Origin of the sequence: Kitasatospora sp. NPDC097643, assembly GCF_040302625.1 — a bacterium.
GTDB lineage: Bacteria > Actinomycetota > Actinomycetes > Streptomycetales > Streptomycetaceae > Kitasatospora.
In genome coordinates, this window is sequence record NZ_JBEOSA010000013.1 from 133,482 (window position 1) to 147,277 (window position 13,796).

The following is a 13,796-nucleotide window of genomic DNA, read 5'->3' on the forward strand; positions in this document are numbered from 1 at the left end:
CGTAGACTCCACCCGTGGCCAAAGTGACGCGCGACGATGTAGCCCGACTGGCTGGTACCTCGACCGCGGTCGTCAGCTACGTCATCAACAACGGGCCGCGCCCGGTCGCGCCCGCGACCCGGGAGAAGGTCCTCGCGGCGATCGAGCAGCTCGGCTACCGGCCGAACAGCGTCGCCCAGGCGATGGCCTCGCGCCGGACCAACCTGATCGGCATGGTCGTCCCGGACGCCCGCCAGCCGTTCTTCGCCGAGATGGCGCACGCCGTGGAACGTGCCGCCTCCGAGCGCGGCAAGCTCGTGCTGATCGGCAACTCCGACTACGTGGACGACCGCGAGGTCCACTACGTCCGGGCCTTCCTCGGCATGCGGGTCTCCGGCCTGATCCTGGTCAGCCAGGGCCCCTCGCAGCGGGCCGCCGAGGAGTTCGCCGCGATGGAGGGCGCGAAGGTCGTCCTGCTGCACCGCCGCCCCGAGGCGATCGACGACGTCGCGGTGGTCACCGACGACGTGGGCGGTGCCGAGGCCGTCGTGCGCCACCTGCTGGAGGTGCACGGGCACCCGTACGTGGCCTGCTTCGGCGGCCCGGTCGACTCCCCGGCCCCCGGCGACCCGGTCATCGACCACGTCGAGGGCTGGCAGCGCGCCATGGACGCGCACGGCCTGCCCACCGAGCCGTACCTGATCGACGCGCCCTTCCACCGGTACGGCGCGTACGAGGTCGCGCTGGGCGTGCTGCGCTCGCCGGACCGGCCGCGGGCGATCTTCTGCTCCACCGACGACCAGGCGATCGGCGTGCTGCGGGCCGCCCGCGAGGTCGGCCTGAAGGTCCCGGAGGACCTCGCGGTGGCCGGCTTCGACGACGTACCCGAGGCCGCGCTCGCCGACCCGCCGCTGACCACCGTCGCCTCCGACCGCGACGCGATGGCCCGGGCCGCCGTCGACCTGGTGCTCGACGACTCGCTGATGGTGCCCGGCTCGGACACCGAGCGGGTCCGGAAGTTCCCGTCCCGCCTGGTCATCCGCCGTTCCTGCGGTTGCAACGGGACGCAGCCGCGGGCCGCCGTCGAAGCGGAGTAGCCGACTCCGCTCCGTCCGTCGCCGCAGGGCACCTGACCAGGCTTTATGAGAACCGAACGGGCTTCTCGGACCCTTCTGAGCCCGCTCTCATCGGATCCTCATCCGCCGGGCGGACGTTGGTCGACATGAGCGAACCGCAGCAGCGCAACGAGCAGTACGGCCCCTACCAGCCCCGCGTGGTCGAGGGCACCGTGCTCGGCAGCAGCACCGGAACGAGCGACTACGGCTACGGCTACCGCGAGGACCACTCCGCCGGAGGCTTCGACGGACCGCCCCCTCCCCCGCCCATGCCTCCCGGGCCGCCCACCCCCGGTGAGCCCTTCGGCCACGACGGCCACGGCGGCACCCCTGGCCACGGCGGCCGGGCCCGGCGCGGCCTGCTGCGCGGACGGCTCGCCCTGGTCACCGCCGTCGCCGCGGTCGCCGCCGTCCTCGGCGGCGTGACCGGCGGGGTGGTCGCCGCCCAGCACTCCACCGCCACCCGCACCGGCACCATCGCCAGCCCTGTCTCGGCCCGCTCCGACGGCAGCGCCGACGTGCCCGCCATCGCCGCGGCCGTCTCCCCCAGCGTCGTCCAGATCACCGTCAAGACCGGCAGCGGCACCGCCACCGGCACCGGCGTCGTCCTCGACAAGAACGGCCAGATCCTCACCAACTACCACGTCGTCGACGGCGCGCTGAACGGCGGCCGGATCACCGTCACCTTCAAGGACGGCTCCACCGCCCAGGCCACCGTGACCGGCACCGACAAGTCCCTCGACGCCGCCGTGATCACCGCGAGCGGCGCCAAGAACCTCAGCCCGGCCACCCTCGGCGACTCCTCCACCGTGGCCGTCGGCGACCCCGTCGTCGCCATCGGCAACCCCGACGGCCTCACCGGCACCGTCACCTCCGGCATCATCAGCGCCGAGAACCGCGAGGTCACCGTCCAGCTCGACGAGGGCAGCACCAGCGGCAACGGCGGCTTCGGCTTCCCCAACCTGCCCGGCCTGCGCGGCAGCACCCCGCAGCAGAACGGCGGCACCACCACCACGTACAAGGCGTTCCAGACCGACGCCGCCCTCAACCCCGGCAACTCCGGCGGCCCGCTGATCAACGCCAACGGACAGGTCATCGGCATCAACTCGGCGATGTACTCGCCCACCGGCTCCAGCTCCACCGCGGGCGGCAGCAGCAGCGCGGGCAGCGTCGGCCTCGGCTTCGCCATCCCGATCAACGACATCAAGCAGGTCCTGCCGAAGCTACAGGCCGGCCAGAACGTGTAAGACGGACAATTACTCCGAGCAGGTCCCCAGCAGCTTCCGAGCAGGCCCTCCACCCGACGAGAAAGGGCAGTAGCCCATGACCCCGTCCGCCGACGACCGCACCCCCGGCGAGCCCGGCCAGCCCACGGCCCGCCTCCTCGTGGTCGACGACGAACCCGCCCTCCGGGACGCCCTGGAGAGCAGCCTCGCCTTCGAGGGCTACGAGGTCGCCACCGCCACCGACGGCTACGAGGCCCTGGAATGCGTCGAACGCGACAAGCCCGACCTCGTCCTGCTGGACATCATGATGCCCCGGATGGACGGCCTCACCGCCGTCCGCCGGATGCGCTCGCGCGGCGACACCGTCCCGGTGCTCATGCTCACCGCCCGCGACGCCGTCGGCGACCGCGTCACCGGCCTCGACGTCGGCGCCGACGACTACCTCGCCAAGCCCTTCGAACTCGACGAACTCCTCGCCCGCGTCCGCGCCCTGCTCCGCCGCAACGCCCTCGCCACCGAGGCCGCTGCCCGCGCCGCCGCCGAGGACGAGAGCGAGGTGCTGGCCTTCGCCGACCTCAAGATGAACACCGCCACCCGCGAGGTCACCCGCGCCGGCCGGCCGGTCGAACTCACCCGCACCGAGTTCATGCTGCTGGAGATGTTCCTCTCCCACCCCCGCCAGGTGCTCACCCGCGAACAGATCCTCAAGGCGGTCTGGGGCTTCGACTTCGAACCCTCCTCCAACTCCCTCGACGTGTACGTGATGTACCTGCGCCGCAAGACCGAGCAGGGCGGCATGCCACGCCTCATCCAGACCGTCCGCGGCGTCGGCTACGCCCTGCGCCCGGCCGCCGGCACCAGCGCGTGACCGCCGTTCCGCCCCCACCCCTGGTCCCGCCCCGCACCTCCCGCGGCCGGCGCCTCCCCCACTGGTTCCGCTCCCGCTCCCTCCGCAGCCGCCTCACCCTCCTGAGCGCGGCCGCGGTGGCGGTGGCCATCGCACTGTCGGCGCTGGCCTGCTGGTTCATCGTGGAGAAGCAGCTCTACGACCAGGTCCGCACGGACCTGCGCAGTGCGGAGCCGGAGCCGCTGCCCCGCATCCCCAACGTGCCTTGCGGGAGCACCCCCCAGGGCGCGCTCGACGTCGCGCTGGCCAACCCGCGCAACAACCGCCCCACCGGCGACCTGGGACCTCCCCTGCGGGACACCCAGAACGTCTCCGCCGACCTGTCCGTCGTCTGCCTGCCACCCGGCTCGAAGCGGGCGATCATGATCCAGCAGGACGACAGCAAGGTGTTCGCCCTCCGGCAGGGACAGCCCGTCATCCGCGGCGGGCAGTACACCGACGGCTCCCCCGCCATGGTCCGGGTGGCGTGGTACCGGAATGCCAATTCCAGCCTTCCGCCCGTCCTGGTCATGGTCGCCGCCCCGCTCCAGCCGGTCGAGGACTCCCTGGAGAAGCTCGCCATCATCCTCGGCGCCGTCTCCCTCGGCGGCATCGCCCTCGCCGCCATCGCCGGCCGCCTGGTCGCCCGGTCCGCCCTCAAGCCCGTCGACCAACTCACCGACGCCGTCGAGCACATCGCCCGCACCGAGGAGGTCGGCACGACCATCCCCGTCCACGGCGACGACGAGATCGCCCGGCTCTCCACCTCCTTCAACTCCATGAGCACCGCCCTCGCCAACTCCCGCGAGCGGCAGACCCGTCTGATCGCCGACGCCGGGCACGAGCTGCGGACGCCGCTGACCTCCCTCCGCACCAACGTCGACCTGCTGATCCGCAGCGACCAGACCGGCCGCCCGCTCCCGCCCGCGACCAAGACCAAGCTGCTGGGCAACATGAAGGCCCAGATGCAGGAACTCACGGTGCTGATCGGCGACCTGCTCCAGCTGTCCCGGCCGGACTCCCCGAAGCCGGTCCGCAACCTCGCCGTCGTCGCCCTGCACGAGATCGCCGGACGGGCCGTCGAACGCGCCGAGCTCCGCGGCCCGGGGCTGGTCTTCGAGACCACCACCGAGCCCTGGTACGTGCACGGCGACGCCGCCGCGCTCGAACGGGCGGTGATCAACCTGCTGGACAACGCGGTGAAGTACAGCCCGCCCGGCGGCACCATCGAAGTCCGGCTCCAGCAGGGCGTGCTGACCGTCCGCGACCACGGCCCCGGCATCCCGCCGGACGAACTGCAGTACGTCTTCGACCGGTTCTGGCGCTCGCCGTCCTCGCGTCAGCTGCCGGGCTCGGGCCTCGGGCTGTCGATCGTCGCGCAGAGCGTCCGGGAGGCCGGCGGCGAGGTGTCGCTGGGCCCGGCGGGGGACGGCGGCCCGGGCGCGCTGGCGACCGTCCGGCTGCCGGGTGGTCCCCACCCCGAGTGACCGAACGCAAAAGCAGGACGGGCGGGGCGCCCCGACAGCGCCCCGCCCGTCCTGTGTCGGCTCTCGGTCAGTCGATGTCGCTGCCCGGGCCGAGGACCTTGATCCGGTCCTGCGCCGGGGCCGCCAGCGGCGCGGACGCCGAGCTGTGGGCACCGAGGAAGGCCGCGAAGACGTCCAGGTCGGAGGCACCGACGAGCTTGTCGGTGCCGGCCGCGAAGGCCGGGAAGCCGTCGCCGCCACCGGCCAGGAACTCGTTGGCCGCGACGCGGTACTTGGCGGCCGGGTCGATCGGCGCGCCGTTGAGGCGGATCGAGTCGACGAGCACCCGCTCGGCACCGGCCTTGCGCATGTCCAGGGTGTAGTGGAGGCTCTTGGACGGCTGAAGGATCTTCGGCGCGGCCTCGTTGGGCCCGCTCACCTGCTGCTGGAGCAGCTGGATCAGCTGAGCGCCGGTCAGCGTCTTGACCTGCATCATGTTGGTGAACGGCTGGACGGTGAACGCCTCGCCGTAGGTCACCACGCCGTCGCCCTCGCCGCCCGAGGCCTTGAAGACCAGGTCGGAGCGGATGCCGCCCGGGTTCATGAAGGCGACCTGCGCCGCACCCTTGTCGGCCGGGGACAGCCCCTCCAGCTGCGCGTCGGCGATCAGGTCACCGAGCGGCTTCTCCAGGTCGCCGCTGCCACGGCCGTTGATGTCCGCGCCGATGTAGCCGACCGGGCGGTTGGCGATCGGGGCGGCCAGCTTGGCGTAGTGGTCGATCAGCGCGGTCATGTCGGGCGCCTTCTCGACCGTGCGCCGCACGATGTGGTTCTCGGCCTTGACCGACGGGCGGACGATCGCGCCGGTGGTCTTGTCGAGCTTCAGGTCGATCTCGGTGTAGAGCCGGCCGAAGGAGGCGGCGCTGGTCACCGAGCGGGGCACGCCGTTCGGGTCGGGGATGGTGCACGCGTACGCGTTGTGGGTGTGGCCGGTGACGATGGCGCCGATCGCCGGGTCGAGCTTCCTGGAGATGTCGACGATCGGGCCGGAGATGCCCTGGCCGGCCGGGCCGCAGTCGTAGTTGTAGACGCTGCTGGCCGGGTAGCCGCCCTCGTGGATCAGCGCGACGATCGAGTTGACGCCCTGCGCCTTGAGCTCGGCGGCGTACTTGTTGATCGTGGCGACCTCGTTGCCGAACTTCAGGCCCTTGACGCCCTCGGCGGTCACGATGTTCGGCGTGCCCTCCAGGGTGACGCCGATGAAGCCGACCTTCACGCCCTGCGACTTGGTCACCCAGTACGGGGCCAGCAACGGCTTGCCGGTCTTCTCGTCGGTGACGTTGGCCGCGAGGTAGTTGAAGTTGGCGCCCTTGAACGTGCGCCCCTCCTCGTAGCAGCCGTCGACCGGGTGGCAGCCGCCCTCCTGCATCCGCAGGAGCTCCTGGGCACCCTCGTCGAACTCGTGGTTGCCGACCGCGGTGACGTCCAGGCCGAGCTTGTCCATCGCCTCGATGGTCGGCTCGTCGTGGAACAGCGCCGAGGTCAGCGGGCTGGCGCCGACGATGTCGCCAGCCGCGACGGTGATCGAGTCGTCGGCCGGGATGCGGGCCTGCCGCAGCGCGGTGGCCAGGTACTCGATGCCACCGGCCGGGGTGGAGACGACCTGACCGGTCTTCGGGTCGATCTCCTTGACGGTGCCCGACGAGCCGGCCGGGGGCTCCAGGTTGCCGTGGAAGTCGTTGATCGCCAGCAACTGGAGGTTGACGGTCTTGTGACGCTTGGCGTTGGCGTCGGCGGCCTGCGCGGCCGTCGGCACGGCCACCGTGCCGACCAGACCTGCCGCGGCGACGACGGCGAGCGCCGCGCGTCGGGATCTGACGGTGAGCATGAGGGTCCCCTGCACCTTGGATGAACGCCCGGCTGTGGACAGGACCGGGCGCTGGGCGATGTGTTGCGCCAGTGCAGCCTAGGGTCAACGCGCGTAGCTGTCAGGACGTTGAACGTAACGAGAGGATTACCTACTGACGAATCATCGTCGTCCGGCCGGGGCTCCCCCGCCCGGAACGACCCCTCACATCCCCGGCTCGGCCGCCAACTGCCGCTCGGCGCGCGCCCGTTCGGCCACCGCATCCTCGGTCATCGCGCGGTCGGTGTACACCAGCGGCCGCTCGGTCTCGGTGATGATGTGCTTGACCACCTGGACGTTCCCGTTCACGTCCCAGACCGCGATGCCCGGCGAAAGTGTGGGAATGATCTCCACCGCCCAGCGCGGCAGCCCCAGCACCCGGCCGGTGGCCCGCGCCTCCTCGGCCTTCTGCATGTAGATCGTCCGGGTGGAGGCCATCTTCAGGATCGCCGAGGCCTCCTTGGCCGCCGCGCCGTCCACCACGTCCGACAGGTGGTGCACCACCGCCACGAAGGAGAGCCCCAGCCGGCGACCGAACTTCAGCAGCCGCTGGAACAGCTGCGCCACGAACGGGCTGTTGATGATGTGCCAGGCCTCCTCGACCAGGAAGATGCGCTTCTTCCGGTCCGGCCGGATCCAGGTGTGCTCCAGCCACACGCCGACGATCGCCATCAGGATCGGCATCGCGATCGAGTTCCGGTCGATGTGCGAGAGGTCGAAGACGATCAGCGGCGCGTCCAGGTCGATGCCGTCGGTGGTCGGCCCGTCGAACATCCCCCGCAGGTCGCCGTCGACCAGCCGGTCCAGCACCAGCGCCACGTCCAGGCCCCAGGACTGCACCTCGTCCACCGCCACGCCCAGCGACTCCACCGAGGACAGGTCGGGGTTGCGCAACGTGTCGATGATGTCGTCCAGCACCGGCTGGCGCTCGGTCACCGAGGCCACCACATGGGCGTGCGCGGCCTTCAGCGCGAACCCGGCCCGCTCCTCCAGGCCCCGGCCCATCGCCACCTCGATGATGGTGCGCAGCAGCGACAGCTGGCCGGTCTGGGTGATCGCCGGGTCCAGCGGGTTGAGCTTCACCCCGCCGTCCCGGGCCGCCATCGGGTCCAGCCGGATCGACTTTATGCCCAGCGCGTCGGCGATCAGGTTCCACTCGCCGACGCCGTCCTCGCCCTGCGCGTCCAGCACCACGACCTGCCGGTCACGGAACCTCAACTGCCGCAGCACGTACGTCTTCTCCAGCGCCGACTTGCCGTTGCCGGACTCCCCCAGCACCAGCCAGTGCGGGGCCGGCAGCTGCTGCCCGTACAGCTGGAAGGGGTCGTACACGTACCCCTTGCCGCTGTACACCTCGCGGCCGATGATCACCCCCGAGTCGCCCAGCCCCGGCGCCGCGGTGGGCAGGTAGACGGCCTGCGCCTGGCCGGTGGAGGTGCGCACCGGCAGCCGAGTGGTCTCCACCTTGCCGAACATCAGGCTGGTGAAAGCCTCGGTGAGGTTGCCGAGCGCCATGTGCGGCCTCCTGGTCTGGATCGGGGAACGTGCCGGCGGACGTCAGCGGCGGATGCCGGTGGCGAACGGCAGGGTGTTGACGAAGGCCCGGTGGTGCTCGCGGTCGCACCACTCCAGCTTGAGGTAGCTCTTGCCGGCCGAGGCCCGGATGGTCCGCTTGTCGCGTGCCAGCGCGTCCGGGTTGCGCGAGGACACCGTGATGTAGCCGACCAGGTTGACGCCGGCCGCGCCGGACGCCAGGTCGTCACCGCGCTGGTCCACCCGGCCGGTGTGCGCCAGGTCGCGCGGGTCGACCGTCCGGTTCATCTTCGCCGCGCGACTGGCCTCCGCCTCGTCGTTGGTCTTCTCGGTCAGCATCCGCTCGATCGCGACGTCGGTCGGCTCCAGGTCCATCGTCACCGCGACCGTCCGGATCACGTCCGGGGTGTGCACCAGCAGCGGCGCCAGGAAGTTGACCCCCACCGGGGTCAGCGGCCACTCCTTGATCCACGCGGTGGCGTGGCACCACGGCGCCCGGGTCGCCGACTCGCGGGTCTTCGCCTGGAGGTACTGCGGGTGGGTCGCGTCCAGCTCGGCCGGCCAGGCGTTGCGCCGGGACATCGCCTGGATGTGGTCGATCGGGTGGTCCGGGTCGTACATCGAGTGCAGCAGCGAGGAGAGCCGGGCCTGACCGAGCGGCTGACGCACCCGGATGTCCGCCTCCGCCAGCCGGGCGCAGATGTCGGTCAGCTCGCGCGCCATCACGGCCGCCAGCCCCTCGTCGTCCCGGGCCCGGCCGCCGGTCGCCGTCCGGCCCATGGCGTGCGCCTCGGCCGCCAAGTCGCGGGTGTAGTGCATGCAGGCCACCAGGTACGCCCGGTGCTGCTCCGAGGAGGTCGACACCATCGACTGCAACTGGTCGTACGAGTCCTTCAGCCAGCGCGGCGCCCCGTGGTCACCGCGCCGCTCGACGTCCTTCGCGTGCGCGTCCGGGTCGGCCGGCAGCGTCCGGGCCAGGATCTGCAGCCGGGTCACGAAGCCGTCCCCGTTGGCGACGTGCTTCAGCAGCGTGCCGAACCGGTCGACCAGCGCCTCCTGGTCCTCCGAGTCGCGCAGCCCGACGCCGGGGCCCTCGATCTCGATCGCGGCCGTCACCGTCCGGCGCTCCAGGTGCATCAGCACCCCGACCTCGTCCGGGCCGAACGGCGCCGTCAGCCAGCGCAGCCGCCCCACCCCGGGCGGCGGACCGACCTCCACCTCCCGGCCGTCCATCCGGGTGCCGGCGTCCATCACGTCCGAACGCCACACCGCCCGCCCACTGCGCACCGTCCGCCGGTAGGTGCGGTTGATCTCCACCCACTTGTAGAACGTGCGCTTGCGGTACGGCACGTACACCGCCGCGATCGCCAGCACGGGCAGGCCGACCAGACCGGCGATCCGCAGCGGCAGGACCGGCATCAGCAGGCCCCAGAGCATGCCGAGGAAGGCCCCGAAGATGATCAGCATGATCTCGCCGGACTCGCGGTTGCGGCCGATCGGCGCGTTCGGGCGGGCCTTGCCGATCAGGTAGGTGCGGCGCTGGTGCACGTACGGCTGGGCGTACTGGGCCCCGTACTGGCCGAGCGGTTCGCTGCTCACTTACCCGTCACCCTCCCTTCGCTGGATTGCTGTCACGGATCGGAACCGGGTTCTGCGGCGGCCCGGCCTGCGCCGGCGGGGCCGGGGTGCGGCCGGCGTGCGCGGCGATGCCGGGCGCGACCGAGCCGCCGCCCGCACCACCGCCGCCTCCCGCACCGACCGGACCGCGGTCGCCGTGGGTGGTGATGCCCTGCTTCATCAGGTTCGCGGTCCCGTTGATCATCGCCGAACCCGCCGACACCGCGCTCGCGCGGGCATGACGCATGTTCATGATCTCGTCGCCGAAGCCCGGCACGAAGCGGTACACCGCGGCGCTCGCGAAGATCGACAGGAACAGGATCGCCAGCCCCGACAGCACCCGGGCGAAGTCGTCGTTGGCCCCGGCCCCGGTCGCCACCGCGCCCGCCAGGCCCAGGATGATCACGATGATCGGCTTCGCCAGGTCCACCGCCACCATCACCCCCGCCCACCGGCGCACGTGCTTCCACAGCTGCTTGTCCACCAGCCCCGCGTACACCGCCGTACCCAGCAGCGCGCCCACGTACAGCATCGCCGCCCGGATCAGCAGCTCGATCCAGAGCACCGCCGCCGCCAGCACCGCCACCAGCGACACGATCACCAGGATCAGCGGCCCACCGCCCACGTCGCCCTTCTCCAGGGTGTCCGCGAACCCGCCCAGGTACGTCCCGGTGTCCGACTTCGTCCCCACCGCGATCGCCTTGGTCAGCCCGTCCGTCACGCTCACCACGGTGTACAGGATCAACGGCGTGAACGCCGACGCCACCACGGTCAGCCACAGGAAGCCGATCGCCTCCGAGAACGCCGTCGTCAACGGCGCCCCCCGCACCGCCCGCTTCGTCACCGCGAGCAGCCACAGCACCAGGGTGATGACCGTCGACACCGCGAACACCACAGCGTACTGCTGCAGGAACGACGCATTGGTGAAGTCCACCTTCGTCGTCCCGTCGATCGCCCCCGACAGCTTCCGCACCACCCAAGCCGCCGCCTGCGCACACCCCTTGGCCAACGACCCCAACGGATCCGCCACATTCCCGACAGTCCCACTGCCGGGCAGCGAGCCGCTTCCGCCCGGGGCGCAGTAAACGTCGTTCCCAGGCAGCGGAACGCCTGGGCAACTCGTGTTGGTCACTCCAGGGCTTGGGGTGGGCGAAGGCTCCGCCATGGCGCGGTGGGCCATCAACGGGACCGAGAGGGCGGCGAACAACGCCCCGCCGGCCAGGCGTCGCATGCTTGACCAAACGACTCCCGAATTACCGTCAGCGGGCATAACGGAAGCCTCCGAACTGCTCGACGGCACCTGTGATCTCCTCGGCGGTCGCGGCCTGCTGGTCCGGCGGGACAGGCGCCGGGCCCCCCGCTCGGCTGAAGTCGGTGAGCTTCCAGTCTGTTCCGGTCCAGCGCAGGCTGAGGCTGAGCGTGAACCATTCCTCGGACACCGGCCTGATCGAGCGCTCACCGGCAAGGCCGAACAGGCCGGTGCACCAGACGTCGACCTTGACGCTGTCCGGGGTGTACCCATTGCTCCTGGTACCGACCGGGATGGTCCGGCTGACGAACGTCAGGCCCTTGGGAGGCCTCCCCTGCGCATCGACTCCGAACCTGGCCGCCGTCTCCGGCGAGAAGCCCTGGTCCAGGCGGGTCTGGAGGGCCTGGGCGGCGGTCGGGTCGGCGATGGTGGCGACGATGGTGTGGCGGCTGTCGGTGCGGAACATGTCCGCGGAGCCGATCGCCACCGCGTAGTTGGCGGCGGCGGACTGGGCGCCCTGGTCGGTGTGCGGGAAGCCGGCGGCGATGCCGTTGGTGGTGGTGCTGACGGGCTGGTCGCCGCTGGGAGCCGGTCCGGCGCCGCCGGCGCCGCCGGGGGCGGCGGGGGTGGCGTGGTCGGAGGACCGGGTGGCGGTGCCGGGGTCGGGGTTGCCGTGGTTGGCGATGGAGATGGCCACGACGAGCAGGGTGACCACGACGAGGACGGTCAGCAGCGTGCGGAGCGGCCGGGCCTGACGGGTGGTGGGCTGGGAGGAGGGCTGTTCGCCGACCGGCAGCCGCGTGCGGGTGTGCGGCTGGTCGTCGGACAACGGCACGGCGGCCCTCCTGGTGCGGGGAGCCGGGGGGCGGCTCCGGGGGCCCTCCGCCCGTGGGCGGGCGCGGACGGAGGGTGGGAACGGTGGTGGACTGCTGGCGGGCGTACCGGGACGGTCCGGACGGGGACCTGTCCGCGGGCGGGCCGGACGACTGCCCTACTGCTGTCCGATCGTCAGATCGCCATGCCGTAGACAATGGTGAACAGAGTGCCGAGTGATCCAATGATGAACACGCCGGTCAGGCCCGCGACGATCAGCCCCTTGCCCTGTTCGGCGCCGAAGCTGTCCCGCATGGCGGTCGCACCGATCCGCTGCTTGGCCGCACCCCAGACGGCGATGCCCAGGCAACAGAGGATGGCGACGGCCATGATGACCTCGACCATCACCCGGGCCTCCGAGCCGAGGCTCGCGAACGGGCCCCAGTCCGGGGCGATCCCGCCGATGATGGTGTCGATATTCGGCTTCTTAGGAGGGTCCTCGGCCAGGTGGCCGATCGCGTTGATGTGCACGCTGCTCAGGTTCATTTCCATCTCACCGCCCGATCAGGCAAATTCAAGGGCCCGGACCCCGCCCGCGCGAAGGGTCGGTACCTATTCTTGGCCAGATCTGATGTCGACTTGGCTACTTCTCGCGGATTGGTCGTGAGGCATCGGACACGTACGCGAGGATGTCCACCGTACGAAGGATAGCGCTCACTCTTTGTATCTCTGATGATTGCGGTGAGCAACGCCTTCCGGAACACTTCGACTGACGATTCGTCGGGATGGTGCTGATGGTACTCCGGAAGGCCGGTACGGCCGCCGCTGCGGCGGGAGTTGTCGCGTTCGGGTTCCTCGGTCTGGTGACGATGGGGACGTATGCGGCGAGTGGGACGCCGGGCCAGTCGGCGAATCGCTCCGCGCTCTCCCCGGGCACGGTCCCGGCCGCCTACCAGGCGCCGATCCAGCAATGGGGCGCGCTCTGTCCGGAGATCTCACCGCCGATGCTCGCGGCGCAGCTGTACCAGGAAAGCGGTTTCGACCCGCGCGCCCAATCGGGCGTCGGGGCGCAGGGAATGGCGCAGTTCATGCCGGGCACCTGGGCCTCGTACGGCACGGACGGCAATGGGGACGGCAAGAAGGACGTCTGGGACCCGCTGGACGCGATCGCCTCGGCGGCGACCTTCGACTGCGCGCTCGCCCGGGACGTCGCGAGCGTGCCGGGTGACCGGCAGGCGAACATGCTGGCCGCCTACAACGCCGGTCCGTACGCGGTGACCAAGTACAACGGGGTGCCGCCGTACAAGGAGACCCAGGGCTACGTGAAGAACATCCAGGCGATGGCCCACAGTTTCACCGCGCCGACCGCGCCGGTGGAGGTGTCGGCGCAGTCGGCCGGGGCGATCTACTTCGCGCAGACCAAGCTCGGCACCCCGTACCTGTGGGGCGGGGAGGGGCTGCCCTCGCAGAACGGGCAGTTCGACTGCTCGGGTCTCACCCAGGCCGCCTACCTCAGCGTGGGCATCGAGCTGCCCCGGGTGGCCAACGACCAGTGGTACGCCGGGCCGCACCCCTCGCGCGACCAGCTGCGCCCGGGGGACCTGGTGTTCTTCGCGACGGACCTGAACGATCCGCGGAGCATCCACCACGTCGGGATCTACGTCGGCGGCGGCTACATGATCAACGCGCCGCACACCAACGCGGTGATCCGCTACGACAAGATCGACACCAGGGAGTACATCGGCGCGACCCGGGTCACCTCGGACGGCGCCCAGGCCCTGCCGACCCGGAACTCGAACGGGGCCGTCAACGCCCCGAGCCGCCCCGGCGCGCCCGCCCCGACCACGCCCCCGGCGGCACCCCCGGCGGCGCCCGCGAGCACCCCGGCCGCTCCGTCCGCCGGCAACCGGCCGGCGGCCGCCGCGCCGCCCGCCCCAGCCCGGCCCCGCCCCCCCGGCCCCGCCCCCCCCCCCCCCGCGCAACCCCCCCCACACAGAAGAGCGCGC

At 71.4% G+C, this 13,796-nt stretch carries 10 protein-coding genes and 1 pseudogene; 5 read left to right on the forward strand and 6 right to left on the reverse strand.

What is annotated here, in order from left to right; genetic code table 11:
* The first annotated feature begins 14 nt into the window (after window positions 1–14).
* From ABTY15_RS12100 to ABTY15_RS12115, 4 genes are all read left to right on the forward strand, one after another.
* Window positions 15–1,076, forward strand: coding sequence for a LacI family DNA-binding transcriptional regulator (locus ABTY15_RS12100; protein WP_350580513.1), 1,062 nt, complete (start codon window positions 15–17; stop codon window positions 1,074–1,076).
* Between the two features lie 125 nt (window positions 1,077–1,201).
* Window positions 1,202–2,341, forward strand: a complete 1,140-nt coding sequence (locus tag ABTY15_RS12105) for a S1C family serine protease (protein WP_350580516.1) — start codon at window positions 1,202–1,204, stop codon at window positions 2,339–2,341.
* A 76-nt stretch (window positions 2,342–2,417) separates the two neighbouring features.
* Window positions 2,418–3,188, forward strand: coding sequence for a response regulator transcription factor (locus ABTY15_RS12110; RefSeq protein ID WP_350580518.1), 771 nt, complete (start codon window positions 2,418–2,420; stop codon window positions 3,186–3,188).
* Window positions 3,189–3,310: 122 nt separating this feature from the next.
* Complete coding sequence (locus tag ABTY15_RS12115; protein ID WP_350580521.1) at window positions 3,311–4,693, forward strand: sensor histidine kinase; 1,383 nt, start codon at window positions 3,311–3,313, stop codon at window positions 4,691–4,693.
* A 67-nt stretch (window positions 4,694–4,760) separates the two neighbouring features.
* Here ABTY15_RS12115 and ABTY15_RS12120 read toward each other — a convergent pair whose 3' ends face one another.
* The 6 genes from ABTY15_RS12120 to ABTY15_RS12145 form a co-directional block, all read right to left on the reverse strand.
* A complete protein-coding gene (locus tag ABTY15_RS12120) occupies window positions 4,761–6,560 on the reverse strand; it encodes a bifunctional metallophosphatase/5'-nucleotidase (protein WP_350580524.1) in 1,800 nt (599 codons plus the stop codon).
* Window positions 6,561–6,743: 183 nt separating this feature from the next.
* Entirely contained in the window at window positions 6,744–8,093 is a 1,350-nt protein-coding gene (locus tag ABTY15_RS12125; RefSeq protein WP_350580531.1) for an ATP-binding protein, read from the reverse strand.
* Between the two features lie 42 nt (window positions 8,094–8,135).
* Complete coding sequence (locus tag ABTY15_RS12130; RefSeq protein WP_350580535.1) at window positions 8,136–9,710, reverse strand: SCO6880 family protein; 1,575 nt, start codon at window positions 9,708–9,710, stop codon at window positions 8,136–8,138.
* A 7-nt stretch (window positions 9,711–9,717) separates the two neighbouring features.
* Window positions 9,718–10,959 carry a hypothetical protein gene (locus ABTY15_RS12135; RefSeq protein ID WP_350580537.1) on the reverse strand — a complete coding sequence of 414 codons (1,242 nt, stop codon included), beginning with the start codon at window positions 10,957–10,959 and terminating at the stop codon, window positions 9,718–9,720.
* Between the two features lie 28 nt (window positions 10,960–10,987).
* On the reverse strand, window positions 10,988–11,812 hold the full coding sequence (locus ABTY15_RS12140) for a DUF8175 domain-containg protein (protein ID WP_350580540.1): 825 nt from the start codon (window positions 11,810–11,812) through the stop codon (window positions 10,988–10,990).
* 173 nt (window positions 11,813–11,985) lie between these two features.
* The gene (locus ABTY15_RS12145; RefSeq protein WP_350580542.1) at window positions 11,986–12,336 is read right to left on the reverse strand and encodes a DUF8827 family protein; all 351 of its coding nucleotides are present in this window, start codon (window positions 12,334–12,336) and stop codon (window positions 11,986–11,988) included.
* A 323-nt stretch (window positions 12,337–12,659) separates the two neighbouring features.
* Here ABTY15_RS12145 and ABTY15_RS12150 point away from each other — a divergent pair.
* Window positions 12,660–13,577 (forward strand): annotated as a pseudogene (locus tag ABTY15_RS12150) (C40 family peptidase); the annotation flags it as partial.
* Window positions 13,578–13,796: the final 219 nt, after the last annotated feature.

Bases quoted from the DNA above. Each gene is read 5' to 3' on its own strand.
- ABTY15_RS12145 (WP_350580542.1), bottom strand. From the start codon at position 12,336: ATGAACCTGAGCAGCGTGCACATCAACGCGATCGGCCACCTGGCCGAG.
- ABTY15_RS12120 (WP_350580524.1), bottom strand. From the start codon at position 6,560: ATGCTCACCGTCAGATCCCGACGCGCGGCGCTCGCCGTCGTCGCCGCG.
- ABTY15_RS12110 (WP_350580518.1), top strand. From the start codon at position 2,418: ATGACCCCGTCCGCCGACGACCGCACCCCCGGCGAGCCCGGCCAGCCC.
- ABTY15_RS12135 (WP_350580537.1), bottom strand. From the start codon at position 10,959: ATGCGACGCCTGGCCGGCGGGGCGTTGTTCGCCGCCCTCTCGGTCCCG.
- ABTY15_RS12105 (WP_350580516.1), top strand. From the start codon at position 1,202: ATGAGCGAACCGCAGCAGCGCAACGAGCAGTACGGCCCCTACCAGCCC.
- ABTY15_RS12125 (WP_350580531.1), bottom strand. From the start codon at position 8,093: ATGGCGCTCGGCAACCTCACCGAGGCTTTCACCAGCCTGATGTTCGGC.